24 protein-coding genes are annotated in these 24,420 nt (G+C 67.9%); 12 read left to right on the top strand and 12 right to left on the bottom strand.

From position 1 onward, the window contains the following. The first annotated feature begins 140 nt into the window (after window positions 1-140). From GTH22_RS08445 to GTH22_RS08415, 7 genes are all read left to right on the top strand, one after another. Window positions 141-2,654: a putative PEP-binding protein gene (locus tag GTH22_RS08445; RefSeq protein WP_252947608.1), complete on the top strand. Its 2,514-nt coding sequence runs from the start codon at window positions 141-143 to the stop codon at window positions 2,652-2,654. Window positions 2,655-2,826: 172 nt separating this feature from the next. Continuing rightward, window positions 2,827-3,549 (top strand): cell wall hydrolase, encoded by a 723-nt coding sequence (locus GTH22_RS08440; RefSeq protein ID WP_252944719.1) that lies wholly within the window; start codon window positions 2,827-2,829, stop codon window positions 3,547-3,549. Window positions 3,550-3,694: 145 nt separating this feature from the next. Further along, window positions 3,695-4,264, top strand: a complete 570-nt coding sequence (locus GTH22_RS08435) for a L,D-transpeptidase (protein WP_252944717.1) — start codon at window positions 3,695-3,697, stop codon at window positions 4,262-4,264. 52 nt (window positions 4,265-4,316) lie between these two features. Then, on the top strand, window positions 4,317-5,060 hold the full coding sequence (locus GTH22_RS08430) for a dihydroneopterin aldolase (protein ID WP_252944715.1): 744 nt from the start codon (window positions 4,317-4,319) through the stop codon (window positions 5,058-5,060). Continuing rightward, window positions 5,057-6,058: a dihydropteroate synthase gene (gene folP, locus GTH22_RS08425; RefSeq protein ID WP_252944712.1), complete on the top strand. Its 1,002-nt coding sequence runs from the start codon at window positions 5,057-5,059 to the stop codon at window positions 6,056-6,058. The genes GTH22_RS08430 and folP overlap by 4 nt, the downstream gene beginning before the upstream one ends. 10 nt (window positions 6,059-6,068) lie before the next feature. Then, the gene (glmM, locus tag GTH22_RS08420; protein ID WP_252944710.1) at window positions 6,069-7,418 is read left to right on the top strand and encodes a phosphoglucosamine mutase; all 1,350 of its coding nucleotides are present in this window, start codon (window positions 6,069-6,071) and stop codon (window positions 7,416-7,418) included. A 160-nt stretch (window positions 7,419-7,578) separates the two neighbouring features. Continuing rightward, window positions 7,579-7,767, top strand: coding sequence for a hypothetical protein (locus GTH22_RS08415; protein ID WP_252944709.1), 189 nt, complete (start codon window positions 7,579-7,581; stop codon window positions 7,765-7,767). Here the strand turns inward: GTH22_RS08415 and GTH22_RS08410 are convergent. The 4 genes from GTH22_RS08410 to ilvC form a co-directional block, all read right to left on the bottom strand. Then, window positions 7,764-8,351: a hypothetical protein gene (locus GTH22_RS08410; protein ID WP_252944707.1), complete on the bottom strand. Its 588-nt coding sequence runs from the start codon at window positions 8,349-8,351 to the stop codon at window positions 7,764-7,766. The two genes, GTH22_RS08415 and GTH22_RS08410, sit on opposite strands and share 4 nt — an antisense overlap. A 101-nt stretch (window positions 8,352-8,452) precedes the next feature. Continuing rightward, the gene (locus tag GTH22_RS08405) at window positions 8,453-9,019 is read right to left on the bottom strand and encodes a hemerythrin domain-containing protein (RefSeq protein ID WP_252944706.1); all 567 of its coding nucleotides are present in this window, start codon (window positions 9,017-9,019) and stop codon (window positions 8,453-8,455) included. A 70-nt stretch (window positions 9,020-9,089) separates the two neighbouring features. After that, the gene (locus GTH22_RS08400) at window positions 9,090-10,007 is read right to left on the bottom strand and encodes a DMT family transporter (RefSeq protein ID WP_252944705.1); all 918 of its coding nucleotides are present in this window, start codon (window positions 10,005-10,007) and stop codon (window positions 9,090-9,092) included. 77 nt (window positions 10,008-10,084) lie between these two features. Further along, window positions 10,085-11,107, bottom strand: coding sequence for a ketol-acid reductoisomerase (gene ilvC / locus GTH22_RS08395; protein ID WP_252944704.1), 1,023 nt, complete (start codon window positions 11,105-11,107; stop codon window positions 10,085-10,087). 135 nt (window positions 11,108-11,242) lie between these two features. Here ilvC and GTH22_RS08390 point away from each other — a divergent pair, with 135 nt between their 5' ends. From GTH22_RS08390 to GTH22_RS08380, 3 genes are all read left to right on the top strand, one after another. Beyond that, entirely contained in the window at window positions 11,243-11,698 is a 456-nt protein-coding gene (locus tag GTH22_RS08390; protein WP_252944703.1) for an Lrp/AsnC family transcriptional regulator, read from the top strand. 72 nt (window positions 11,699-11,770) lie between these two features. Continuing rightward, window positions 11,771-12,235, top strand: coding sequence for an Lrp/AsnC family transcriptional regulator (locus GTH22_RS08385; RefSeq protein ID WP_252944702.1), 465 nt, complete (start codon window positions 11,771-11,773; stop codon window positions 12,233-12,235). Between the two features lie 63 nt (window positions 12,236-12,298). Beyond that, entirely contained in the window at window positions 12,299-13,429 is a 1,131-nt protein-coding gene (locus GTH22_RS08380) for an aminotransferase class V-fold PLP-dependent enzyme (RefSeq protein WP_252944701.1), read from the top strand. Between the two features lie 14 nt (window positions 13,430-13,443). Here GTH22_RS08380 and GTH22_RS08375 read toward each other — a convergent pair whose 3' ends face one another. Together GTH22_RS08375 and GTH22_RS08370 are read right to left on the bottom strand one after the other, a co-directional pair. After that, window positions 13,444-14,628, bottom strand: coding sequence for an FAD-dependent monooxygenase (locus GTH22_RS08375; RefSeq protein ID WP_252944700.1), 1,185 nt, complete (start codon window positions 14,626-14,628; stop codon window positions 13,444-13,446). A 215-nt stretch (window positions 14,629-14,843) separates the two neighbouring features. Next, a complete protein-coding gene (locus GTH22_RS08370) occupies window positions 14,844-15,488 on the bottom strand; it encodes a pyrimidine 5'-nucleotidase (RefSeq protein WP_252944699.1) in 645 nt (214 codons plus the stop codon). A gap of 100 nt (window positions 15,489-15,588) precedes the next feature. Between GTH22_RS08370 and GTH22_RS08365 the strand changes: the two genes are divergently transcribed. Continuing rightward, on the top strand, window positions 15,589-16,230 hold the full coding sequence (locus GTH22_RS08365) for a GntR family transcriptional regulator (protein WP_252944698.1): 642 nt from the start codon (window positions 15,589-15,591) through the stop codon (window positions 16,228-16,230). On the opposite strand, the gene GTH22_RS08360 is transcribed toward GTH22_RS08365, so the two are convergent. Next, on the bottom strand, window positions 16,205-18,295 hold the full coding sequence (locus tag GTH22_RS08360; RefSeq protein WP_252944697.1) for a glycosyltransferase family 2 protein: 2,091 nt from the start codon (window positions 18,293-18,295) through the stop codon (window positions 16,205-16,207). The two genes, GTH22_RS08365 and GTH22_RS08360, sit on opposite strands and share 26 nt — an antisense overlap. Before the next feature lie 145 nt (window positions 18,296-18,440). Then, complete coding sequence (gene carA / locus GTH22_RS08355; RefSeq protein WP_252944695.1) at window positions 18,441-19,604, bottom strand: glutamine-hydrolyzing carbamoyl-phosphate synthase small subunit; 1,164 nt, start codon at window positions 19,602-19,604, stop codon at window positions 18,441-18,443. Between the two features lie 243 nt (window positions 19,605-19,847). Between carA and GTH22_RS08350 the strand changes: the two genes are divergently transcribed. Further along, window positions 19,848-20,312, top strand: coding sequence for a GatB/YqeY domain-containing protein (locus GTH22_RS08350; protein ID WP_252944693.1), 465 nt, complete (start codon window positions 19,848-19,850; stop codon window positions 20,310-20,312). A 131-nt stretch (window positions 20,313-20,443) separates the two neighbouring features. Here the strand turns inward: GTH22_RS08350 and GTH22_RS08345 are convergent, their stop codons facing one another. From GTH22_RS08345 to ctaD, 4 genes are all read right to left on the bottom strand, one after another. After that, entirely contained in the window at window positions 20,444-21,355 is a 912-nt protein-coding gene (locus GTH22_RS08345) for a hypothetical protein (RefSeq protein WP_252944691.1), read from the bottom strand. A gap of 8 nt (window positions 21,356-21,363) precedes the next feature. Beyond that, window positions 21,364-21,855, bottom strand: coding sequence for a DUF2244 domain-containing protein (locus GTH22_RS08340; RefSeq protein WP_252944689.1), 492 nt, complete (start codon window positions 21,853-21,855; stop codon window positions 21,364-21,366). A 99-nt stretch (window positions 21,856-21,954) separates the two neighbouring features. After that, on the bottom strand, window positions 21,955-22,482 hold the full coding sequence (locus GTH22_RS08335; RefSeq protein ID WP_252944687.1) for a cbb3-type cytochrome c oxidase subunit I: 528 nt from the start codon (window positions 22,480-22,482) through the stop codon (window positions 21,955-21,957). Between the two features lie 88 nt (window positions 22,483-22,570). Further along, entirely contained in the window at window positions 22,571-24,238 is a 1,668-nt protein-coding gene (gene ctaD, locus GTH22_RS08330; RefSeq protein ID WP_252944684.1) for a cytochrome c oxidase subunit I, read from the bottom strand. Between the last annotated feature and the right edge of the window lie 182 nt (window positions 24,239-24,420).

Raw genomic sequence — 24,420 nt, 5'->3', positions numbered from 1 at the left:
ATGGCGGCACTGTTAACCCCAGCTTAACCTTTCCTTTGCTCGACTCGCATTGCGGGTTATTCTGCACCACAGAAAGGATTGCTGCGTTGCAGAAATCGACCCAAATCGCCGGTTTCACCGAGATCACTGCCACCGCCACGATGGCGGCCTCCACCCATGGGGGGCGGGCGAAGTGCCTGCAAAGGCTGATCCGGCTGGGGCTGCCCGTGCCCAACACGGTGGCACTTTCGTTTCAGGCGGTTCATGCGCTTGCGGCGGGGCAGGGGTTTGACGTGTCGCAGCTTCGGGGCGTGTTCCGGGACCGGTCGCTGCTTTGCGTGCGCCCGTCGAGCCAGGACCCGGACTGGGGCGGGCCGGGGGCGATCCTGAACATCGGGATGAACGACCTGCGCCACCTCGAACTGAGCCAGACCCACGGCGAAAGCGCGGCCTCGGTGCTCTACCTGCGGTTCATCCAGAGCTATGCGGTGCATGTGGCGCGCCTTGACGCCGATGCCTTCGACCTGTCCGATGCAGACCCGACCGAGCGGCTGAAGATGGCGCTGGCGATCTACGAGGAAGAGGCCGACGAGCCGTTTCCGCAGGATGCGGAGGTGCAGCTTCTGGAAGTGCTCCGCTCGATGGCGCGGGCCTGGGAGGGCACCACGGCGCGGCTGCTGCGGCAGGCGCGGGGTGCGCCGCAGGATGCCGGGCTGGGCCTTGTGGTGCAGGAGATGGCGCTGGGGGTCGGCCCTGGCGAGAGCGGCTCGGGGGTGATCCGCTTTGTCGATCAGGTCACCGGGCAACGGCGGGTTTCGGGGCGCTACCTGCGCCAGAGCTTCCTGCGCGACGCGCTGGAGGCCAATGGCGGCGCGCTCTACCTGCTGGAAGACCCGCGCGGCCCCTCGCTGGAAGGCGAGCAGCCCGAAATCTTCGACCGGCTGACCGAAATGGCCGAGATCTGCCGCGCAAGGCTGCGCGAGGAGATGGAGATTGAGTTCACGTTGGAGCGCGGCAAGCTGAGGGTGCTCGACGCCGTGCGCGTCAGCCGCAGCCCCCGCGCCGCGCTGAAGATTGCGGTGTCGCTGGCGGAAGAGGGGATCATCAGCCGCGAGGAAGCGGTGATGCGGGTGGAGCCGCGGGCGCTGCCCGAGCTGTTGCACCCGCAGGTGGACCCGAAGGCGAAGCGCGATGCGGTGGTGCGCGGCATTGCCGCCAGCCCCGGTGGCGCGATCGGCAAGCTCGTGTTCTCGGCGCAGGCGGCGCAGGCCCATGCGGCCAAGGGCGAGCCCTGCGTGCTGGTGCGCCGCGAGACCACGCCCGAAGACATTCGCGGGATGCATGTGGCCAACGGCATCCTGACCGAGCGCGGCGGCATGACCTCCCACGCGGCGGTGATCGCGCGCGGCCTCGGGCTGCCCTGCATCGTGGGCGCCAGCGGCATCCGGATTTCGACTTCCAAGAAAACCCTGCGCACGGTCGATGGCCGGATGCTGAAGGAGGGCGAGCTTGTGACCATCGACGGCAGCACCGGCGAGGTGCTGCTGGGCGAGGTCGAGATGCTGGAGCCGGCGCTGGACGACAGCTTTCAGTCGCTGCTGGACTGGGCCGATGCGGCCCGCGACATCGGTGTGCGGGCCAATGCCGACACCCCGGCGGACGCGCAGACGGCGCGGATGTTCAAGGCCGAGGGCATTGGCCTGTGCCGGACCGAGCACATGTTCTTCGAAGAAGGGCGCATGATGGTCATGCGCGAGATGATCTTTGCCAACTCCGAGGGCGACCGGCGGGCCGCGCTCGACCAGCTTCTGCCGATGCAGCGCGAGGATTTCACCCAGCTCTTCGGCATCATGGTGGGGCAGCCGGTGTGCATCCGGCTGTTCGACCCGCCGCTGCACGAGTTTCTGCCCTCCGACCGCGAGGGTGCGCGGGCGCTGGCCGAGGCGCTGGGGCTGCCGGTGAGCGACGTGATCCAGCGGATCGAGGCGATGGCCGAGTTCAACCCGATGCTGGGGATGCGCGGGGTGCGCCTTGGCGTGACCGTGCCCGAAATCTACGACATGCAGGCCCGCGCGATCTTCGAGGCGGTGGTGGCGGCCGGGCGCAAGGGCGCCCATGTGGTGCCCGAGATCATGCTCCCGCTGGTGTCGGCGCGCCGCGAGGTGGAGCTGCTGAAGACCCGGATCGACGGGGTGGCCGCCGCCGTGCGCAACGAGACCGGCGCGAGCTTTGATTACCGCCTCGGCGTGATGGTGGAGACCCCGCGTGCCGCGCTCAGGGCGGGCGACATTGCCAACCACGCGACCTTTCTGAGCTTCGGCACCAACGACCTTACGCAGATGACCTATGGCCTCAGCCGCGACGATGCGGGCAAGTTCATGGGGGCCTATGTGCAGCAGCAGGTGTTTCCGGAAGACCCGTTCCACACGCTCGACCAGGAGGGTGTGGGCGAGCTTCTGATGCTGGGCGCCGAGCGGGCACGGGCGGCGCGGCCGGGTGTGACCCTGTCGGTCTGCGGCGAACATGGCGGCGATCCCGACACCATTGCCTTTTGCCGCGAAGCGGGGTTTGACTACGTTTCCTGCTCGCCCTTCCGCGTGCCCGTGGCCCGGCTGGCCGCCGCGCACCTGGCGATTCGCGACGAAATGGGCGAGGCCGAGAAAGGTCGGCGCTAGGGCATTTTCGTGATTTTCAGGGCTGATTGGCCACGGGTTGGAAACAATCTGCGCCATGAAGCGCCTATTGGTCGCGGTTGGTGGACCGGGGGTGGACAGGCCCCCACGTCATCCGCTAATCGCCGCCTCGGCTTGGCACGAGCCTGGGACGTGCTGCGATTACGAGAAGACAATGCTGAAACTGCGCCGGAACCTGCCTGCGCTGGTCATGTCCGTTGTTGGCATGACCGCCGCGTTCGCCCCCGCCCACGCTGAAACCGTGATGTCGACCTCCACCGCTCCGACGGCGGTGATCGAGAACACGCCCGCCGCCGACCCGGCGCTCGACCGGCAGCTCGATGCGCTGCTCGGACAGGAGCGCAAGGCGTTCGAGGCGGTGGGTGGCAAGCGGATCAAGCGGCTGGCAACGGCACCGCGCAGCACGTTCGGCACGCCCGGCAGCCGCAAGGTGAGCTACAGCGCGGGCTGGATCGACCAGCAGCCGCGGGTGGCCAATGGCGGGGCCGAATGGGCCTGCCTGGCCGAGGCGCTCTACCACGAGGCCCGCGGCGAGACCGTGAAGGGGCAGTTTGCCGTGGCCGAGGTGATCCTGAACCGGGCGTCCTCCAAGGCGTTTCCGAGCACGGTTTGCGGGGTGATCCACCAGGGCACCGGCAAGCGCTACCAGTGCCAGTTCACCTACACCTGCGATGGCTACTCCGATGCGATCCGCGAGCGCGGCGCCTATGAGCGGGTGGCCAAGATCGCCTGGCTGATGCTGAACGGCGCGCCGCGCACGCTCACCGGCGGGGCGACCTACTACCACACCACCGCCGTGCGCCCGAGCTGGTCGCGCCGCTTTACCCGCACCGCCCAGATCGGCGTGCACCGGTTCTACCGCAACCCGCGCTCGTGAGCCCCTGCGCTGCCGTGCCACGGGTGCGGCGGCGTTGCAAACGTGGCGCAGGGCCGCCGCTTTCACTAACATTTGAGTAGAAGACCCTGCGCCGACATGGCAGGTGCAGGGGCAATTGCTGATCCGTGACAGAGGCAGAATTCAGATGATTTCCAGACGACGCCTACTTGCCGGCACCGCCGCACTGGCCGCCGCCCCCGCCGTGAGCTGGGCCGAAGAGATTGACCCGACCTCGGTGAGCCGCCAGGAGCAGGTGCGCCGCAACGCCTCCAGCTTCTCCTCGCAGAACTGGCGCGACCACTTCAGCGATCTGGGCAAGGCCTCGATCGTCTGCGACACCATCAGCCGCGCGCTGCACTTCTGGTCGGGCGATGGCTCTGTCTACAAGGTCTACCCGACCTCGGTGCCGCTGACCGACGACCTCAAGCGCACCGGCTATACCGAAGTGGTGCGCAAGAAGGTCGGCCCGGACTGGACGCCGACCCCCTCGATGATGAAGCGCGACCCCTCGCTGCACTACATGCCGCCGGGCCCCGACAACCCGCTGGGCACCCATGCGATGTATCTCGGCTGGCCCGCCTACCTGATCCACGGCACCCACGACACCCGCAAGATCGGGCGCCGCTCGTCTTCGGGCTGCATCGGCACCTACAACGAGCTGATCGCGGAGCTCTTCGAGCTGACGCCGGTGGGCACGCAGGTGCGGGTCATCTGATCGGGCCGCGCGGCCATTGAACTTGGTCGCAGGTCATGGAATGAGGCGAGGCATGGATGAAACCGGCCTCGCCTTTTCGCATCATGCGCCCCGCGATGTGATCGCTCTCAGAGAGCTTTACCGTGACGTCGAGATCGGCGCCTTTGCCGACGAGCGCGGCGTGGTGCAGCGGCTGTGCTTCGAGGTGCATGCCGAGGTGACGGGCGAGCCTGCGGGCGATGATGTCGACAAGGTGGTGAGCTACGACACGCTGATCGGCGCGGTCGATGCCTCGCTGGCCGAGGGCCGGGTGGACCTGCTGGAAACACTGGTGGACCGGATCGCGGCGCGGGTGTTCTCGGAGCCGCGGGTGGCGCGCATGGCGGTGCGGATCGACAAGCTGGAACGGGGCGAGTTTGTGCTGGGCGTCGAGGCGCTCAGGGTGCGCGGCGAGGTGGAGCCGGTGGCGCTGCCCGCAGCCGTGCCCGAGGTGTGCCTGATGGTGCTTGGCTCGCGGGTGCCGGAAGCCGATGGCCCGGTGCTTTATGTGGTGACGCCGGGCTACGTGCCCAAGGCGCAGGGCGACGAGGCGCGGGCGCGGGTGATGCTGCTGGCGATGGAGCAGGCGGCCTGGATCGCCGCGGAGGGCGTGGAGGGCGCGCGGGTGGTCTCTTCGCGCACCGAGATCGGGTTTTGCGCGGCGCAGGGCATTCCGGCCTTCTGGGCGCCCTCGCGGCTGGTGCTGGCCGCCGTCGAACCGCCCGAGCCGCGCCCGGAGGCGCTGGCGGGCTGGATCGCGGGAGAGCTGGCCAGATGAGATACATCCGCCCGCTGGTGCAGACCGACGCGGCCCGCCCCGAGGGCGCGCTGGTGCTGGCGGGGGGCTGGTGCTGGTTTGACCGGGTCGAGGTGCTTGGACGCGGCGTGGGCCCCGAGGTTCTGCCGGTGGCAGAGCTTTCGGCAGAAGAGCTCGCGCCCCTGACCGCCCCGCGCGCGCCGGTGGCAGGGCTGGCGATGGATGCGCCGAGGATCATGGCGATCCTCAACATCACACCCGACAGCTTCTCGGACGGCGGGCGGTTTGACGGCGCCGGGGCGGCTGTGGCGGAGGGCGTGGCGCTGGACGGCGTGGCCGACCTGCTCGACATCGGCGGCGAGAGCACCCGGCCCGGCGCGGTGGAAGTGCCTGTGGCAGAAGAGATTTCCCGTGTGGTGCCGGTCGTCGAGGGGCTGCGGGCGGCGGGGGTTCGCGCGGCGATCTCGCTCGATACGCGCAAGGCGGCGGTGGCCTATGCGGGGCTGAAGGCCGGGGGCGCGATGATCAACGATGTCTCGGCCATGCTGTTCGACCCGAAGATGGCCGAGGTGGCGGGGCGGACAGATGCCGCGATCTGCCTGATGCATGCGCAGGGCGCGCCGGAAACCATGCAGGACGATCCGCGCTACACCGATGTGCTGCTCGATGTGTACGACCATCTGGCCGAGCGGATCGAGGCGGCAACGCGCTATGGCATCCGGCGCGAGCGGATCGTGATCGACCCCGGCATCGGCTTTGGCAAGACCATGGAGCACAACCTCGCGCTGCTCGGGCGGCTTTCGCTGTTTCACAGCCTCGGTTGCCCGGTGCTGCTTGGCGTCTCGCGCAAGGGCTTCATCGGCAAGATCGGCGGGGCCGAGGTGGCGGCAGAACGCATGCCCGGCTCCCTCGCGCTGGCCGTGCTTGCCGCCGGGCAGGGGGTGCAGCTATTACGGGTGCATGATGCGCGGGAAACGCGGCAGGGCCTGAGGCTCGCCAGCGCGCAATGGGGCATGTGAGGGGGCCACAATGGGCAGAACGCTGTTTGGAACCGACGGGGTGCGCGGCAAGGCCAATTCGGCCCCGATGACCGCCGAAGTGGCGCTGAAGCTGGGCGCGGCAGCGGGCCGCTACTTTCGCCGCGACGGGTTGAGCGGACACCGGGTGGTGATTGGCAAGGACACCCGGCTCTCGGGCTACATGTTCGAGAACGCGCTGACGGCGGGGCTGACGAGCACGGGGATGAACGTGCTGCTGCTCGGCCCGGTGCCGACACCGGCGGTGGGCTACCTCACCAGCTCGATGCGCGCCGATCTGGGCATCATGATTTCGGCCTCCCACAACCCGGCCCATGACAACGGGATCAAGTTCTTCGGGCCCGATGGCTTCAAACTGTCGGACGAGGCGGAGGAGGAGATCGAGGCGCTGGTGGCTTCGGGCGTGGAGCCTGCGGCGGCGGAGAACATCGGGCGGGCCAAGCGGATCGACGATGGCCGGTTTCGCTATGTCGAGCGGGCCAAGGCGAGCTTTCCGGTCGGGGCCTCGCTGGCCGGGCTGAAGGTGGTGGTGGATTGCGCCAATGGAGCCGCCTACAAGACCGCGCCCGAGGTGCTCTGGGAGCTGGGCGCCGAGGTGGTGCCTTTGGGCGTGTCGCCCAACGGCTTCAACATCAACGACAAATGCGGCTCGACCTCGCCGCAGGCGGCCGCCGAGGCGGTGGTGGCCCATGGTGCCGATGTGGGGATCTGCCTTGATGGCGATGCCGACCGGGTGATGATCATCGACGAGACCGGGGCGATTGCCGATGGCGACCAGGTGATGGCGCTGCTGGCGGCCCGTTGGGGCGACCTTGGCATCCTGAAAGGCGGCGCGCTGGTGGCCACGGTGATGAGCAACCTCGGGCTGGAGCGCTTTCTGGAGGGGCGTGGCCTTCGGCTCGAGCGCACCGGGGTGGGCGACCGCTACGTGGTGGAGCGGATGCGGGCCGGGGGCTTCAACCTTGGTGGCGAGCAGTCGGGGCATATCGTGATGACCGATTACGCCACCACCGGCGACGGGCTGCTGGCGGGCATCCAGTTTCTGGCGGCGATGGTGGGCACCGGGCAGAAGGCGAGCGCGCTGGCGCGGTCTTTCGAGCCGGTGCCGCAGATGCTGAAGAATGTGCGTTACGCGGCGGGCGAGGCCCCGCTGGAGGCGGCGCAGGTGAAGGCCCGGCTGGCCGAGGCGGAGGCCGAGCTGGCCGGCAAGGGGCGTTTGCTGATCCGCAAGAGCGGCACCGAGCCGCTGATCCGGGTGATGGCGGAATGCGAGGACGAGGGGCTTCTGGCCCGGGTCGTCGATGGCATCGTGGCCGAGGTGGAGGCCGCCAGCGCCGCCTGACTGCCCGGTTTGCGGGCGCCCTGATCAGCTTTTAATCAGAAATCTCGGTCAGCCTGACCGCCGGGCCGCGCCGCTGCGTGGCGCGATTTGCTGCGCCGCAGAAAGAGCGCAGGATTTCCCCATGGGAGGACCAATCGAGCAGCCCGCAAGGAGCCACGCCATGTGTCTGACCACCCAAGCCCTCTACCTGTTTCTCAGCATGATGCCCGCCGACCGACTCGATCTGACCGAGGGTCGCGTGATCCTGCGGGCCGATACCCGCCCCGCGCATTGGGTCTACAACGGCGAGAAATGGTGCACGATGGCGCCCCAGATCGACGCGAATTATCGCCTGAAGCCAGCGGCTTAGGAGTTGTGTGCCATGTAGTGCTGTGCCTTCACCATATAGGCGGCATGGGAAATGACCCAGAGCGCCGAGCCGTGGTTACCGAAGCTGCCGCCGGGCCAGTACTTTTCCTTGGTGATGTTGTGGGACACGGGATCGTATTGCAGCACCTCGCCGGTGCCGATGGTGCCGAAGTTGTTGAAGCCACGGATGGTGACGTGGTCGTTGCTCTTGCTCTGGCGGACGACCATGGAATGGGAGGGGTAGCTCGGGGCGCCGGTGATGAGTACGTCGCCGGCGCTGGCCATGGCAAAGAGCTGGTCGCGCCCCGGGATGCGGCGGGCGGCAGAGCAGAACATGGTGCCGTAGAGCGAGTTGGGCAGGGTGGCATGGCGCGCGCCCTTGCCGTTGCAGGCGTCGCAGTTGTTGACCGCAAGCTGCGCGACCCGCGCATTGGCCTGCCCATGGCTCTTGCCCAGGGCCATGAAGGCCCAGTGCATCACCGCCATGTGGCAATTGTAGCTGACCGGCTCCACGCCGAGGTGGGGCACGGTGGCCGGGGTGGGCGGTTCGTACTTGGATAGTTGCGAAAGCTGATGGGCGGTCATGGCAGGATCTCCGCAGGGGGGCAGGTTTCGCCCGAGGGTAGAGTGAACTTGACCTTGCGTCACCAAATTTCGGGCCCGCCCCGGAGGGCAGGCCCGATCGGCTATCCGCGCAGCTTGTGGTGCAGGAGGATCGGCACCACGAGGTCTTCCTCATCGGTCAGGTGACGGGCGAGGAAGGCCTCTGCCGCCACGGCCTCATCATGGAAGCCGCGGGCCTCTTCCGCCATTTGCGGCGGGTCGAGATGGGCCAGCTGGATGATGCGGTTGCCCTTGCGGGTGAACCGCTCCAGCAGCGCATCCATCTCGACGTGGTCGCTTTCCAGCATCTCCAGCCCGGCCTCGAAACGGTCGTCCGCCGCGTTCAGCTCGGGAAAGAACCGCCGGTCCTCCCAGGCGTGGTGGCCGTGGAGGTTGCGCACCAGCCGGTCGCCGTAGCGGGCGAGGGAGCGGGTGAAGGCGCTGTCTTCGAGGTCGCGGTCGAGGAAGGCCTCGGTATCCTCCCGCGTGACGCGGGCGAGGTCGCGAAACATCTGGTGAGCCCCCATCCAGTTGGCGATGGAGGCGGCGAAGTTCGGGTGCCCCGGCCAGGAATCGCGCGGGGTGTCCCGAAGGAGGGTCTGCATCTCTGTCGGCAGGCCCTCTCTGGTGCTCACATGAAGGTTGGTCATGAGGGGCAGATGGGGGCGGTGTTACATTATATCAATGCGCGGCCCGGCCCCGCCATCTGTGCGCATCCGCTCACTGGCGGCGGAACAGGCGGTTGAGGGCGCCCCATTGGCTGAGGAACACACCCGAGAGGATCAGCGCCATGCCGAGGAAGAGCGAGCCGGGCAGGTCTTCGGACAGGATCAGCCAGCCGAACAGGATTGCGCAGAGCGGGACGAGGTAGTTGGTGAGGCTCATGAACACCGGACCTGCAGAGCGGATCACGAGGATGCGCAACAGGTTGGCCCCGGCGGTGGGCACAAGGCCGAGCAGGGCGAGCATCAGCAGGCCCTGCGTGCCCGGGTTGGACGGCGCGCCGTGGACGAGAGTGGCCACGGGGATGACAAAGAGCGCGCCGATGGCCACGGTGGCGAAGGTGAGGCCGATGGGGTCGATCGGGGGCAGGCGGCGCATCATGATCGAGGAGACGGCATAGCAGCAGGCCGCCGCGAGGCAGGCCGCGCGGCCCCAGCCTTCGTTTGTTGCGCCGGTGGCCGAAAGTGCCTCCGGCCCGATCAGTGCAGCGACACCGGCGAAGCCCAGCAGAAAGCCCGCCGTGCGGCGCAGGGTCATCCGTTCGCCGGGCAGGAACAGGTGGGCGAGCGGCAGGATGAAGAGCGTGACGCTGGCCATGGAAACCCCGGCGAAGGCTGAGGGCACGTATTGCTGGCCCCAGCTCAGGCACATGAAGGGGATGGCCGAGGAGAGCAGGGCAACGACGGTGAGGCGGGGCCAGTCGGTGACGGTGGTGGTGAACATGCGGCCGCCCCTCATGGCCCAGACCAGCGCCGTGAGAAGCGCCGCGAAACTGACCCGCGCGGCGGCAACCCAGAAGGGCGCCGTGGTTTGCAAGGCAAGGCTCTGCACCATGAAGGTGCCGCCCCAGATCACACCGAGGGCCGCAATCATCGCCCAGCTTCGGGCCGTGATTTCAGGGGCTTGCACGTTCATGGGGCCTTCCGGAAAACACAACCCCGGCGCGATGGCCGGGGTTGCTCGATTTTGGGTATGCCAGTGAGGGCACCGTTTTAGTTGCGCTCTTTGTCCACCATCTTGCCGGCGGAGATCCAGGGCATCATGCCGCGCAGCTTCTCGCCCACTTCTTCGATCTGGTGCTCGTCGTTGATGCGGCGGGTAGCCTTGAAGTTGGGCTGGCCAACGGCGTTTTCCTGCATGAAGTCGCGCACGAACACACCCTTCTGGATGTCGGTCAGCACCTCTTTCATGCGCTTCTTGGTCTCCTCGTAGGGCAGGATGCGCGGGCCGCTGACATACTCGCCATACTCGGCGGTGTTGGAGATCGAGTAGTTCATGTTGGCAATGCCGCCCTCGTAGATGAGGTCGACGATCAGCTTCACCTCGTGGAGGCACTCGAAGTAGGCCATCTCGGGGGCGTAACCGGCTTCGACGAGGGTTTCGAAGCCCATGCGGATCAGCTCGACCAGGCCGCCGCAGAGCACGACCTGCTCACCGAAGAGGTCGGTTTCGCACTCTTCGCGGAAGTTGGTCTCGATGATGCCCGAGCGGCCGCCGCCGATGGCGGAGCAATAGGAAAGGCCGATTTCCAGCGCCTTGCCGGAGGCGTCGTTGTGCACCGCCACGAGGCAGGGCACGCCGCCGCCCTTGGTGTACTCGCCGCGCACGGTGTGGCCGGGGCCCTTGGGGGCCATCATGATGACGTCGACGCCAGCGGGGGCTTCGATCAGGCCGAAGTGCACGTTGAGGCCGTGGGCAAAGGCGATGGCGGAGCCGGGCTTGATGTTGTCCTTGACGTATTTGTTCCAGGTCTCGGCCTGAAGCTCGTCGGGCATGGTGAACATCAGCAGGTCGCACCATGCGGCGGCTTCGGCGATGCCCATGACCTTGAGGCCCTCGCCTTCGGCCTTCTTGGCGGAGGGGGAGCCTTCGCGCAGGGCGACGACAAGGTTCTTGGCGCCCGAGTCGCGCAGGTTGAGCGCATGGGCGTGGCCCTGCGAACCATAGCCGAGAATGGCCACTTTCTTGTCTTTGATCAGGTTGATGTCGCAATCGCGGTCATAATAAACGCGCATGTCGGTCCCTCCGGGAGTGGTTTCGTTGAGGCGGGTTGTAGCGAGGGATGCCCGGGTGGGGGAGAGTTGGAGTTGACGTTTTTTGCGCGTTGGGTGAAATAATCATTCTTGATACTCCGGAAGATTGAGAAAATCATGCTCGACGATCACGACCGCCGCATCCTGCGCCACCTTCAGGCCGAGCCGAGCCTCAAGGCGGCCGAACTGGCCGAACGTGTCGGCCTCTCCGCCCAGCAGGCCTGGCGGCGGGTGGAGCGGATGGAGCGCGAGGGGGTGATAGGCGGGCAGGTGGCGGTGATCGACTGGGAGGCGCTGGGGTTTGCGCTGCGCGTCTCGCTCCGGGTCACGCTGGACAAGACTTTGCCACGCGCCTTTGACGATTTTCTTAATGCCGCGCGCGAGGTGCGGGAAGTGACTGAAATCCAGACCTTTCTCGGCAGGGTCGACGTGCGCCTCGAGGTCATCGCGCGGGACATGGGGCATTGGACGGCGGTGTATCGGGAGAAGATCATGGCGCTGCCTCATATCGCCGACATCGAGGCGCTGATGCATGTGAGCCGGATCAAGGTGCAGGAGGCGCTGCCGGTATGAGGCTTGCGCAGAACCCATTCAAATTGACGCGAAGTTCCCCCCAAGCGTGGTCGGTGCATGCAGGAGGTGGAAATGAGTTTCGCGCTGGATGAGCTGGACTGGGAAATTCTTGCGTCCTTGCAGGCGGATGGCCGCCAGTCGGCCGGCGCGGTGGGGCGGCGGCTGGGGCTGTCGCAACCGGCGGCCTGGCGACGGATCAAGCGGCTGACCGAGGCGGGGGCGATCTCGGGGCGGCGGTTGCAGCTCGATGCCGAGAAGTTGGGCTTCGGGGTGACGGTGTTTCTGGGCGTGAAGCTGGCGACCAAGGGGCGGATATCGTTGGATGATTTCGAGCGCGCGGTGGCGGCGATCCCCGAGGTGCAGACGGTGGAGCACGTGCTTGGCCTCTATGATTACCGCCTGCGGGTGACGGCGCGCGACCTAGCCGACTTTGAGCGTGTGCTGCGCCGCCGGATCATGGCGCTGCCCGGCGTGGGCAACGTGGAGGCCAATGTGCTGCTCACCGAAGAGCGCCGTCCGGGGCCGATCGGCGGCTAGCCGGGCTTTGCTTTGCCGCCCGGCGGGGCTAGCTATGTGCCGACCAACACGGAGGATCGCCCCATGACGGCGCTGCGCGGAGATATCGACCCGGACGGGCTGCTAGAGTTTTCGGTGGTGTTCACCGACCGCTCACTGAACCATATGAGCAAGGCTTTTCAGGGCGTTATGCGCGACATCTCATCCGGCCTGAAAGCCTGCTACAAGGCGCAGGCGGTGGCCGTGGTGCCCGGCGGGGGCACCTATGCGATGGAGGCCGTGGCGCGGCAGCTGGCGCGGGACGAGACGGTGCTTGTGGTGCGCAACGGGTTCTTTTCCTACCGCTGGAGCCAGATTTTTTCTGCCGGAGAGATCCCCTCGGAAGAGATCGTGATGAAGGCCCGGCGGGCGGGGAACGATGCCACCGCGCCGTTTGCCCCCGCGCCGGTGGAGGAGGTGGTGGCCCGGATCAAGGCCGAGGCCCCGGCGCTGGTCTTCGCGCCGCATGTAGAAACCGCGAGCGGGATGATCCTGCCGGACGCCTACATTGCAGAAATTTCCAAGGCAGTTCATGAGGTTGGCGGGCTGATGGTGCTCGACTGCATCGCCTCGGGCTGCATTTGGGTCGATATGGAAGCGACGGGCGTGGATGTGCTGATCTCGGCGCCGCAGAAGGGCTGGTCGGCGCCGCCCTCGGCCGGACTGGTGATGCTTTCGGCGCGGGCCGAGGAGAAGGTGGCGGAGAGCAAGAGCGACAGTTTTGCCTGCGACCTCGGCAAGTGGCTGGCGATCATGCAGAGCTACGACGCTGGCGGTCATGCCTACCATGCGACCATGCCGACCGATGCGCTGCGGGTCTTCCGCGACGCGCTGAAGGAGACCGAGGCGAAGGGTTTCGACACGGTGAAGGCCGCCCAGCAGGCGCTGGGAGACGGGGCGCGGGCCATGCTTGCCGCCAAGGGGCTGAAAAGCGTGGCCGCAGAAGGATTTGGCGCGCCGGGTGTGGTGGTGGTTTATACCGACGACCCGGAGTTGCAGACCGGTCGCGCCTTTGCCGCCGAGGGCGTGCAGATTGCCGCCGGGGTGCCGCTGATGGTGGACGAGGGCGCAGATTACAAGAGTTTCCGCATCGGGCTCTTCGGGCTCGACAAGCTGGCGGATGTTGAGGCAACGCTCGGACGGCTCGAGCGGGTACTCGACAAGGTTATCGCCTAGATCCTAAGGCCCGGTTAACCGCCCATGCCCGCGCGCATCACCGCACGGCGCAGGGGCGGCAGATCGGCCACCACCTTGAGGCCGGAGAGCCGCAGCGATTGCAGCGGCGGCAGCCCGGAGCGGGTGAGGCGGTTGTAGAACCCGATCGCCGCCACCCGCGCCGCCACGTCGCGGGCACGGGATTTTTCATAAGCATCAAGATGTTGCCGAGACCCGAGGGTGTCCGGCGTGGCGCTGCCGAGGAGAGCGGCGAGATCGTTCAGCGAGGTGTTGAGCCCCTGCGCGCCGATGGGCGGAATCACATGGGCGGCCTCGGCGATGAGGGCGGTGCGCTGGGCGGTGAGAGCCTTGGCGCGCAGGGTGATGATCGGGAAGAGGGCGCGGCGGCTGGCAAGGGTGAGCGGGCCGAGCAGACCGGCGGAACGGGTGCTGGCCTTGGCGGAAAATGCGGCGTCGTCAAGGGCTTGCAGGCGAAGGGTCTCGGGCCCCGGGGTCATCCAGACGACGGCGGATTGGGCCTGGCCGGCGCTGTCGGGCAGGGGGATGAGGGTGAAGGGGCCGCCCTGGTTGTAGACCTCGGTGGAGATGTTGCTGTGCGGCTCCGGGTGGGTGACGGTGAAGGCGAGGGCCTTTTGCCCAAAGCGGGAGATTTCTGCTTCGATTCCAGCGGCTTCGCGCACCGTCGAGCTGCGCCCGTCGGCTCCGATCACGAGGCGGGCGCGCAGCGAGGTGCCATCAGTCAGGCGCAGCAGGGCCTCGCGCTCGCGGGTGACCATGGAGGCGAAGCCGGCGCCCCAGTGGAGCGTAACATTCGGCAATGATTCCAGTGCGTTGAGCAGCACGTCCGCGATGCGCCAGTTCATCAGGTTCTGCGCCAGCGGGGGCGTGCCGGGGGCCTCGGAGCGGAAGGCGCGGGTGTCGCGGATCTTGGGGGGCCAGCCGGTGGTATCGGTGATGTGCAGCTCTTGCAGGGGCTGGGCGTGGGGGGCGAGGGCATCCCAGAGGCCGGCTTGCGAAAACAGCGCGGTGGCCGGGTCGAGGAAGGCGGTAGAGCGTTGATCCCCCTCGGTTTTATCGCGGCTGGGCGGCCGCGGCGCGGCGAGGGTGACGCTGTATCCGGCCTGCCCGAAACAGGCGGCGGCGGTGAGGCCGGCGATGCCGGCGCCCGCGATGAGGATATCGGTGGTTTCCCGTGTCATGACGGGGATTTAGGGCGCTGCGGGGCCAATTGCCAAGAGGGCGGATCGGCGCAGGCGGGGCTTTGCGAAAATGCCGGTACGGGGCGGCGAAATCGGCGTTAACCGCAGAAATGTCACAGGCACAAGCTGTACACATCCCGTACACACCCTGTGCATACGGCATTTTTGCAAGACGACGAGAGGTTAACCCATCGGGCGCGGGCAAAGCTGCAAGATCAGAGGCCGGAGAGGAAGGCGGCGAGATTGCTGGTGTGGTGATGGATGTGCGGCGCGGGCTGGGGCTCGGGCGCGACATGCACGGTGCGCATGCCCATGGCATGGGGCGCGGCGAGGTTGCGGGGGTCGTCCTCGAACATGGCGGCGCGGGTCGGGTCGAGCCCGGCGCGGGCAAAGACGGTTTCGAAGGCGGCGCGCTCGGGCTTGGGGCGGAAGCCGGCATGCTCGACGCCGAAGACATCATCGAACAGACCCGAAAGGCCGCGGGCCGCGATCACCCGCTCGGCATAGGGGCGCGAGCCGTTGGTATAGACGAAGCGGGTGCCGGGCAGCGCCTTGATGGCGGCGGCGAGGGCGTCGTCGGCCTCGAGATGGTCGAGCGAAATGTCGTGGACATGGGTGAGATAGGGCGCCGGATCGAGCCCGTGCACCTCCATCAGCCCGGCGAGGGTGGTGCCGTAATCGGCCCAATACCGGGAGCGCAGCGCGTCGGCGGCCTCGCGCTCGATGCCGAGGGCCTCCATGACCCAGGCGGTCATCCGAACCTCGATCTGGTCGAAGAGCCGGGCCTCGGGCGGGTAGAGCGTGTTGTCGAGATCGAAGACCCAGGCGGTGACGTGGGCAAAATCGGGAGCATGGTTCATGGCGCGGAAGCTAGAAGCGGCGCGGGTGCGGCGCAAGGGCGGGTTGCCTTGGGGCAGGCGGGGCGCATAGGCTCGCCGGACGAAGCCAGGAGGAGCACCAATGCCAACAGCGCGGCCCCCGCAGCGGGATGCCTACGGGCTGATCCTCGAAGCGATCGACCTCGGGGTCTACAAACCCGGCGACCGGCTGGTGGAGAGCGAGCTGGCCGAGCGCTTCGGCGTGTCGCGCACGCCGATCCGCGAGGCGCTGCAACGGCTTGAAACGCAAGGGCTTCTGGTGCGCGACGGGCGCAGCCTGATCGTGGCGTCGCTGGACCACAACGAGCTGGCGGAGCTGTATATCGTGCGCTCGGAGCTGGAGGGGCTGGCGGCCCGGCTGGCGGCGCGCCATGCCACGGCGGAAGAGGTGAAGGTGCTGGGCCAGATGGTGCAGGACGACCGCGCGCGGGTGGACGACCCGAGCGCGCTCAGCCGGTCGAACCGGCGGTTTCATCGGCAGATCCACCTGGCCAGCCACAACCGCTTTCTGATCCAGCAGCTGGACCTCGTGCATCGCTCGATGGCGCTTTTGGCGACCACCTCGCTGGCGGCGGAGGGCCGGGGCGCGGAGGCGCTGGCGGAGCATCAGGCGATTGTCGATGCGCTGGCCGCGCGCGACGAGGCCGGTGCGGGCGAGGCGCTGCGGCGGCATATCTCGGCCGCCTTCGAGCAGCGGCTCAAGCTGGATGCGGCCCGGGACTGACGGGCGCGGGGGGCTTTGCCCTTGGGGGCCGGGGCTCGACCACGATGATGGGGGCCAGATCGTCGGACTCGTCGTGGAAGCCGTGGGTGGTCTTGTCCCAGTAGAACGGCTTGGTGACGATTTCCCAGAGCGCCTTGTAGGAGGCCAGCGCTCCGAGCGGGAAGTAGAGATGCAGGCTGGGCACCCATTTGAGGAGCCGCCGGTGCCCCGCCAGCCAGGTGCCGGTGAGGCCGGTGGCGATGTTGACCAGCTCGGAGGCGAAGAAGGTGGCCGCGACCATCCAGATGGCCCAGACCGGCAGCCAGGGGGTGAGCGGGTGCCAGAGGCCGAAGGCCACCAGCCAGAAGCTCCAGAGCAGGGGCGCGAGGATGAACTGGCTGAGGGCGCCGAGAAACAGCAGCTGGAAGCCGGCAAAGCGCCAGGCCCCGAGGTCGCGCCAGAGCCGGACGGGGCGGCGCATGTGCACCGCCCATGTGAGCGCATAGCCCTTGAGCCAGCGCGAGCGTTGCTTGACCCAGGGCAGGGCGCGGCAGTTGGCCTCCTCGTAGGTGGTGCTTTCGACCAGCTCGGTGCGATAGCCGAGCCGCACCAGCCGCATGCCGAGGTCGGCGTCTTCGGTGACGTTGTGGGCATCCCAACCGCCGATCCGCTCCAGCGCGTCGCGGCGGAAGAACAGCGTGGTGCCGCCGAGCGGAATGGCCCAGCCGAGCCGGGCGAGGCCGGGCAGAACGACCCGGAACCAGCTTGCATATTCGATGGCAAAACAACGCGATAGCCAGTTGGTCCCGGCATTGTAGAAGTCGAGCGCGCCCTGCAGACAGGCGACCTCGGGGGGGCGCTCGTGAAAGCGGGCGACGACCTTGTGGATCTGCTCGGGCTCGGGCGCATCCTCGGCGTCCCAGACCCCGATGATCGAGCCGCGGCAGAATTCGAGCGCATAGTTCAGCGCCCGCGGCTTGGTCTGCACCGCCCCGCGCGGCACGGTGATGACCCGGACCCAAGGCGGCAGCGGGGTGCGCGAGAGGGTGAGGCGGGTGGTGTCGTCGGCGGCCTCCATCACCAGGCAGACATCGAGCAGCTCCTTGGGATAGGTCAGCCGCGAAAGCCGCTCGATGAGGTGGCTGGCGATATGCTCCTCGTGGAACAGCGGCACCATGACCGAAACGACCGGGAGCCGGGCGATGGCGGTTTCGCCCGGGCGGCTCTGGAAGGCGGGGAGGGTGGAGGCGGGGGTGATGAGCGGGGCGGCGGGGCGGAGGGCGAGGGCCTTGCGGGTGACGGCCTCGGCCTCGGCGCGGCGGGTGCGGGCCTCGGCCCGCAGCGCGCGCCAGGCATGAACGGTGGCGCTGGCCTTCAGCGCCATTTGCAGCACCAGCGTCAGCATCGCCCAGCCGGTGAGCAGGGCGAGCGCGGCGCGGGGGGCGGCGAGCACGGCGAGGGCGAGCAGGAGGCAGGTGGCCAGCATCACACGCTGCCGGCGCCTCGTGATGAGGTCACGGCAGCTCAGTGGCGCATCGACGCGGGTTTCTGCCAGCTTTACCAAGGCCTTGGCCCGGATCTGCTGCACCGCCATGTTGATCTCGCTCTCCTGCGCCAGCGCCATGACCACCGGCCCGAAGATCTCTGTCAGCGCCTCCTGGTGGCGGGCAAAGAGCTGCGGGCGGGAGGTGACGACCACGGTGAAGGAGCCGAGCCGCCGCCAGGGCAGGATGGCCTCGCGCAGGCAGCGTTCGGGGCTGTAGAGATCGACGAGCCGCGGGTCGGGCGGCTCGAAGGCGGTGTCGATCACGCGGGCGCGCCATTGTTTGGCGAGGGCGGCCATGAGCTGGTCGGGGGTGATCTGGCCGTGGGCGAGGAGGATATCGCCCAGCCGCGCATCCTCGCGGGCCTGCATCGCCAGCGCCCGGAGCAGCGCGGGCGGGTCGATTGCCCCCATCTCGACGAGGATGGTGCCCAGCCTCGGGCGGTCCTCCTCGACGGAGCGTTTGGGTGTGACAAGCTGCAGGACACCGTCGGCAGACGACGGCGCCTCTCCAGCCGCGCGGCGCTTGGGCTGCGGGCTCATGGTGAGCGATTCCTTCCCCGGTGGCATGGGGACGGCATGGCAGACCACCCCCACGGCAGGCGTGAAGGCCCAGCAGCCTCCACGTTGCCACAATTGCGCCCGTTTGGTTAAGGAAGGGTTAAGACCGCCGCCGAAAAAGCGCCCCTCAGCCCGCCACCTTCTCCTTGGCTGCCGCCATGGCCGCCGCGAAGCGCTCGAAGAGGTAGAAGCTGTCTTGCGGGCCGGGGCTGGCTTCGGGGTGGTATTGCACCGAGAACACCGGCCTGTCGGCCACCGAGATGCCGCAGTTGGAACCGTCGAAGAGCGAGACGTGGGTTTCTTCCACGCCGGCGGGGAGGGTCTGGCTGTCGACCGTGAAGCCGTGGTTCATCGAGGTGATCTCGACCTTGCCGGTGGTCAGATCCTTCACCGGGTGGTTGGCGCCGTGGTGGCCGTGGTTCATCTTGATGGTCTTGGCGCCGAGCGCCAGCGCCAGCATCTGGTGGCCGAGGCAGATGCCGAAGACCGGGATGTCGGCCTCGAGCACGCCCTTGATCATCGGCACCGCATACTCACCGGTCGCCGCCGGATCGCCGGGGCCGTTGGACAGGAACACGCCGTCCGGCCCGTGGGCCATGACCTCTTCGGCGGTGGCGGAGGCCGGCAGAACCGTCACGTCGCAGCCCGCAGACGCAAGGCAGCGCAGGATGTTGCGCTTGGCGCCGTAGTCGATGGCCACCACCTTGTGCCCCGGCCCCTCGCGCTTGGCGAAGCCATCGGGCCAGGCCCAGCGCATCTCGTCCCAGCGGTAGCTCTGGGCGCAGGTGACGCCCTTGGCCAGATCCAGCCCTTCAAGGCCGGAAAAGCTGCGGGCGGAGGCGACGAGGGCCTCGATGTCGAAGTTCCCGTCGGGGTCGTGGGCGAGGGCCACATGGGGCGCGCCCTGCTGGCGGATGGCGCGGGTGAGCCGCCGGGTGTCGAGCCCGCCGATGCCGATGCGGCCGCGCTTTTCGAGCCAGTCCTGCAACTGCTCGACGGCGCGCCAGTTGGAGGGCTCGGTCGGGTCCCACTTGACCACCATGCCCTCGGCCACCGGATCGGCGGTTTCGTCATCGTCCGGGTTCACGCCGACGTTGCCGACATGGGGGAAGGTGAAGGTGACGATCTGGCCCGCGTAGGAGGGGTCTGTCATGATCTCCTGGTAGCCGGTCATCGCGGTGTTGAAGCAGAGCTCGGCGGTGCGCACGCCGCTGGCCCCGAAGCCTTGTCCGTAGAACAATGTGCCATCGGCAAGAGCGAGGCAGGCGGTGGGCTTGGGCTGGCTGGGCATCGGCGCGACTCCTTTGGGCGGACGGCAAATCCGCCTGTTCCTAGGGCGGCTGGGGCAGGGCGTCAACCCGCAGTCGGGGCGGTTTCGGGCCATGGGTGGCGGCGGGTGAAACGTGCTGTTTCCGTCACGTCGCCGCTTGCCGTGCTTGCCCCATGCGGCAGCGCGGCGTAGGGTGCGCCCTTGTCTGGCCCGCAGCCTGTGCAAAACTGCATAGCGACGGGCGCAACCAGGGACTTCGACCGCATGGATATCCGCACCCGCGTCGCGACGGCGCTGAAAGAGGCCATGAAAGCCAAGGAGGCCGCGCGCCTCTCGACGCTGCGTCTCATCAACGCCGCGATCAAGGACAAGGACATTGCCGCAAGGGGCCAGGACGGGGCCGGGGAGGCCGGTGTCACCGATGCCGAGGTGCTCGGCATTCTGGGCAAGATGGTGAAGCAGCGCCAGGAAAGCGCCCGCGCCTACGAGGAGGGCGGCCGCCTCGACCTCGCCGAGCGCGAGCTGACCGAGGTGAAGGTGATCGAGGAATTCCTGCCCCAGCAGCTCTCGGAAGACGAGGCCGAGGCCGCCGTTTCCGAAGCGATCGCGCAGGCGGGGGCCGAGAGCATCCGCGACATGGGCCGGGTGATGGGCCTGCTGAAAGAGCGCTACACCGGCCAGATGGACTTTGGCGCCGTCGGCCCGATGGTGAAGGCGCGGCTGGGCTGATTGGCGGCTGCGCGCCACCGGGAGGCGGTGCGCAGCGAGCCGGCCCGATTATTTTCGACAGATCTTAACGGCGGGGAACGGGTGTGGCGTGACAGGCGCGTGCCCGAGGGCGGTGGGGCTGTTGCCTTGCCTCAGGCGCCGAGCGTCGGGAACACGGCCCTGATCCGCGCCTCTGCCTCTTCATCCACCGCGAAGCGCTCCACGAAGCGTGCCTTGAACGAGACGCGCCCGCGGCGCGCCCCGAAATTCTCGCCGTGGTTCAGGATATAGAGCGCGGCGGGCTGGTGCAGCGGCGCGAGCGGGCGCCCGGCGAGGGCGGCGAGGTAGGGAAACATCCGGTGTTCATGCGCGGTGGCGGCGGCGATGAAGGCCGCATCGCCGGGATCGCGGGTGCAGCGGAAGGCGGCGCAGGAGCCGCAGAGCTTCCAGAACGGCTTTTGCCCCGGTTCCGCGAGGCTGCGGCGGGTGGCGCGGGCAAAGCGGCCCGAGCCTGCATCGAGCAGCCAGCCGCTCTCGACGAGATAGCCGCCGGGGCTGCGGCGGCGGCGCATTTCCTCCACCGCGCCTGCGGCCAGCAGGTCATCGGCATCGAAGGGCATGGCATAGCCGTCCTGCGGCCCCTGCGTGGGCAGGGCGTGGCACAGCGCGGCGAGCTTGTGCCATTTGTCGTTGCCTTCGACCGTATCGGTGAAGGGCAGGAAGGTGATGCGCGTGTCTTGCTTCAGCGCGGCGGGCAGCTCGGGGGCATCCTGCCCGCAGATCAGAGCCCGCCAGCCCGGATCGCTCTGGGCTGCGAAGCTGGCGAGGGTTTCGTGCAGGCGCGCCTCGACGGCCTGCCAGTCGCCCACGTGATGCCGGCCCACCAGCGGAATCAGGAACACCACCTCCGGTGAGAGCGGCGCCTGCGACAGGCTCCCCCGGCGCGAGAGCGCGGCCGCCTCGGAGGGTGCGGGGCCGAGTGCGGTGGCCAGCGCCGGCGAGAGCGCGGCGGCGGCACGCAGCGCGGCGCGCTTCCATTTCGGAGCTGCGGGGGCTTGGGCCATCGGTGCCGTCAGTCGCGCAGCGGCAGGAGGGCGGTGAGGTCTTGGTGCAGTGCCATGCGTTCGTCTTCGCTGAGAAACGCGCCGATTTCAACCTCCCGGCCCTTGCCGGAGAGGGTGATGTAGTTGGGCACCGGCCCGCCGGTGCGGTGCAGGGTGACGCGGACCCAGTGGGGGTTTTCCTCCCAGCTCTGGGCGGGGCCGCGGGGGTTGTGGCGGGTGAGGGTGAGGCGGGTGTCGGTGAGGGTGAGTTCTTCGAGGATCTCGCCGTCGCGATAGCTGCGTTGCAGGAGCGCGTAGAGCAGCCAGAGCGCGCCGAGCAGGAAGGGCAGAAGGCCCCAGAGCACCGGGGTGCCGAGCGCCGGGAGCAGGGGCAGGAGCAGCAGGGCGGCGGTGGCGGCGATGAACCAGACGAAGCCCACCTTGGGCAGCGAGCGGAACGGCCAGGCGGTGAGCCTGCTGCGGGTGCCCGGAGGGGGCGGGGTTTGCCATTGGTAGGGCATGGGGGCGAGTTTATCCCTGCGGCGCTGCGGGGGCGAGGGGGCTGCACCCGGGGCGCGTGCCGCGCGGCGCGGCGGCTCGTCGCAGTGGTGCGGGCGGCATCATCCCCTGCGCCGCGCGCGGAGCCGGAGGGCGATGCCGGCGAGGAGCAGCGCGGCGCGGCACAGGAGGCCGGTGAAGGTGAGCAGCCCGCCCAGCTTGGAGAGCCAGTTCACCATGGCGATGCTGTCCGGGGTGTCGATGTAGCGGCGGGGCGCCCCGGCGGCGTGCAGGGAAAAGGTGGGCAGGATCGTCAGGCAGGCGCCGGTCTGGGCGAGGCCGAGGGCAGCGGCGCTCCAGCGCGGCAGGGTCAGCGCTCCGGCGGCCCGCACCAGCAGCAAGGCGAGGGCGGTGCCGCCGAGGATCAGGGCCGAGGTGAGCAGGTAGTGGCTGTGGGCCACGACGTAATAGGTGTCGTGATAGGCGCGGTCGGTGCCGGTCACCGAAACGGGCCAGGGTGGGGACAAGGCCGCGATCAGGGCGATCAGCGCCCAGCCCGCCGCCAGTGCCAGCGGCAGGGCGAGCGGGCGGCGGCGCAGCAGGAGCAGCGCGGCGAGCGGTGCGATCATCAGAATGGTCAGCAGGGTCATCTGGGCGCGGGCATCCTGGCAGGGCCGGAATGGAAAAGGGGCGCGTCGGTGAAGACGCGCCCCTTGATCTGGTCTCTGGTGGCGGGCCTCAGTGGTGAGGCACCTTGTCCCACTCCTCCTGCTTGGGGAGGATCTCGAAGGTGTGCTCCGGGGGCGGGGAGGGGAGGGTCCACTCCAGCGTGTCGGCGTGCTCGTTCCACGGGTTGGCCGCGGGCGAGGGCTTGCCGTACTTCATGGCCCAGAAGATCACCACGATGAAGAACAGGAAGCTGGCAAAGGACAGGAACGCGCCCATCGAGGAGATGTGGTTATAGTAGGCAAAGGCCTCGGGGTAGTCGATGTAGCGGCGCGGCATGCCCTGACGGCCCAGGAAGTGCTGGGGGAAGAAGGTCAGGTTGGCGCCGATGAACATCGCCCAGAAGTGCAGCTTGCCGGCCCATTCGGGATACATCTTGCCGGTGAACTTGGGGAAGTAGAAGTAGATCCCCGCGAAGATGCAGAAGATCGCGCCAAGGCTCATCACGTAGTGGAAGTGCGCCACGACGTAGTAGGTGTCATGATACGCCCGGTCGATGCCGGCCTGCGAGAGCACAACGCCGGTGACGCCGCCCACGGTGAAGAGGAACAGGAAGCCGAAGGCCCAGAGCATCGGCGTCTTGAACTCGATCGAGCCGCCCCACATCGTCGCGATCCAGGAGAAGATCTTGATGCCTGTGGGCACCGCGATCACCATGGTTGCCAGCATGAAGTAGCTCTGCTGCGACAGGCTCATCCCCACGGTGTACATGTGGTGCGCCCAGACGACGAAGCCGAGCACCCCGATGCCGATCAGCGCCCAGACCATCGGCAGGTAGCCGAAGACCGGCTTGCGCGAGAAGGTGGCGATGACGTGGGAGATGATGCCGAAGCCCGGCAGGATGATGATGTAGACCTCGGGGTGTCCGAAGAACCACAGGATGTGCTGGTAGAGGATCGGATCGCCGCCGCCTGCGGGGTCGAAGAAGGTGGTTCCGAAGTTCCGGTCGGTCAGCAGCATGGTGATGGCGCCGGCCAGCACGGGCAGGGCCAGAAGGATCAGCCATGCGGTGACGAAGATCGACCAGCTGAACAGCGGCACCTTGAACAGGGTCATGCCGGGGGCACGCATGTTCAGGAAGGTGGTGATCATGTTGATCGCGCCGAGGATCGAGCTGGCGCCCGAGACGTGCACGGCGAAGATCGCGAGATCCATCGAGTAGCCGCCCTCACGCACCGAGAGCGGCGGGTAGAGCACCCAGCCCACACCCGAGCCGGTCTCGCCGTTGCCGCCGGGCGAGAGCACCGAGGCAATCGCGAGGCCGGTGCCTGCGACGTAGAGCCAGTAGGAGAGGTTGTTCATCCGCGGGAACGCCATGTCGGGCGCGCCGATCTGGAGCGGCATCAGGTAGTTGCCGAAGCCGCCGAAGAGCGCCGGGATCACCACGAAGAACATCATCAGGATGCCGTGGGCGGTGACCAGCACGTTCCAGAGGTGGCCGTTGGGGGTGCAATCCTCGCCCCCGAACATCCGGGTGCCTTCCATGCACATGAACTGGACGCCCGGCTCCATCAGCTCCATCCGCATGAAGACGGTGAAGGCGACGGAAACGAAGCCTACCGCCGCTGCGGTGAAGAGGTAGAGGATGCCGATATCCTTGTGGTTCGTCGACATGAACCAGCGGGTGAAAAAGGACCGGTTGTCCTCGTGGTCGTGACCGTGAACGGTGGCGTCCGCCATAGGTGCTGCCTCCCGGCTTGCGTAGGTTGTCCGAGCGGTCGAGACATGGGCCAGCACTGCGCACAGCACGGCCCGGCTCTCCCTTCTTTTCCCGCTTTTAGGGAAGGTGTTCGGGATCGGCAATGTGCAAGTGGTCGCAGTTGGCGGAAATTTGGCCGGGTGCGACATGGGTTGCGGCGGGC

Source organism: Oceanicola sp. 502str15 (assembly GCF_024105635.1).
Taxonomy (GTDB): domain Bacteria; phylum Pseudomonadota; class Alphaproteobacteria; order Rhodobacterales; family Rhodobacteraceae; genus Vannielia.
This window is presented reverse-complemented; position numbering and strand designations above follow the sequence as displayed.

Coding starts and splice junctions, on each gene's coding strand:
- GTH22_RS08360 (WP_252944697.1), bottom strand. CDS start 18,295: ATGAGCCCGCAGCCCAAGCGCCGCGCGGCTGGAGAGGCGCCGTCGTCT.
- folP (WP_252944712.1), top strand. CDS start 5,057: ATGAGATACATCCGCCCGCTGGTGCAGACCGACGCGGCCCGCCCCGAG.
- GTH22_RS08430 (WP_252944715.1), top strand. CDS start 4,317: ATGGATGAAACCGGCCTCGCCTTTTCGCATCATGCGCCCCGCGATGTG.
- GTH22_RS08340 (WP_252944689.1), bottom strand. CDS start 21,855: ATGCCCTACCAATGGCAAACCCCGCCCCCTCCGGGCACCCGCAGCAGG.
- GTH22_RS08365 (WP_252944698.1), top strand. CDS start 15,589: ATGCCAACAGCGCGGCCCCCGCAGCGGGATGCCTACGGGCTGATCCTC.
- ilvC (WP_252944704.1), bottom strand. CDS start 11,107: ATGCGCGTTTATTATGACCGCGATTGCGACATCAACCTGATCAAAGAC.
- GTH22_RS08405 (WP_252944706.1), bottom strand. CDS start 9,019: ATGACCAACCTTCATGTGAGCACCAGAGAGGGCCTGCCGACAGAGATG.
- GTH22_RS08380 (WP_252944701.1), top strand. CDS start 12,299: ATGACGGCGCTGCGCGGAGATATCGACCCGGACGGGCTGCTAGAGTTT.
- GTH22_RS08400 (WP_252944705.1), bottom strand. CDS start 10,007: ATGAACGTGCAAGCCCCTGAAATCACGGCCCGAAGCTGGGCGATGATT.
- GTH22_RS08335 (WP_252944687.1), bottom strand. CDS start 22,482: ATGACCCTGCTGACCATTCTGATGATCGCACCGCTCGCCGCGCTGCTC.
- GTH22_RS08445 (WP_252947608.1), top strand. CDS start 141: ATGGCGGCCTCCACCCATGGGGGGCGGGCGAAGTGCCTGCAAAGGCTG.
- GTH22_RS08435 (WP_252944717.1), top strand. CDS start 3,695: ATGATTTCCAGACGACGCCTACTTGCCGGCACCGCCGCACTGGCCGCC.
- GTH22_RS08370 (WP_252944699.1), bottom strand. CDS start 15,488: ATGAACCATGCTCCCGATTTTGCCCACGTCACCGCCTGGGTCTTCGAT.
- GTH22_RS08375 (WP_252944700.1), bottom strand. CDS start 14,628: ATGACACGGGAAACCACCGATATCCTCATCGCGGGCGCCGGCATCGCC.
- GTH22_RS08345 (WP_252944691.1), bottom strand. CDS start 21,355: ATGGCCCAAGCCCCCGCAGCTCCGAAATGGAAGCGCGCCGCGCTGCGT.
- ctaD (WP_252944684.1), bottom strand. CDS start 24,238: ATGGCGGACGCCACCGTTCACGGTCACGACCACGAGGACAACCGGTCC.
- GTH22_RS08350 (WP_252944693.1), top strand. CDS start 19,848: ATGGATATCCGCACCCGCGTCGCGACGGCGCTGAAAGAGGCCATGAAA.
- GTH22_RS08385 (WP_252944702.1), top strand. CDS start 11,771: ATGAGTTTCGCGCTGGATGAGCTGGACTGGGAAATTCTTGCGTCCTTG.
- glmM (WP_252944710.1), top strand. CDS start 6,069: ATGGGCAGAACGCTGTTTGGAACCGACGGGGTGCGCGGCAAGGCCAAT.
- GTH22_RS08415 (WP_252944709.1), top strand. CDS start 7,579: ATGTGTCTGACCACCCAAGCCCTCTACCTGTTTCTCAGCATGATGCCC.
- GTH22_RS08410 (WP_252944707.1), bottom strand. CDS start 8,351: ATGACCGCCCATCAGCTTTCGCAACTATCCAAGTACGAACCGCCCACC.
- carA (WP_252944695.1), bottom strand. CDS start 19,604: ATGCCCAGCCAGCCCAAGCCCACCGCCTGCCTCGCTCTTGCCGATGGC.
- GTH22_RS08440 (WP_252944719.1), top strand. CDS start 2,827: ATGCTGAAACTGCGCCGGAACCTGCCTGCGCTGGTCATGTCCGTTGTT.
- GTH22_RS08390 (WP_252944703.1), top strand. CDS start 11,243: ATGCTCGACGATCACGACCGCCGCATCCTGCGCCACCTTCAGGCCGAG.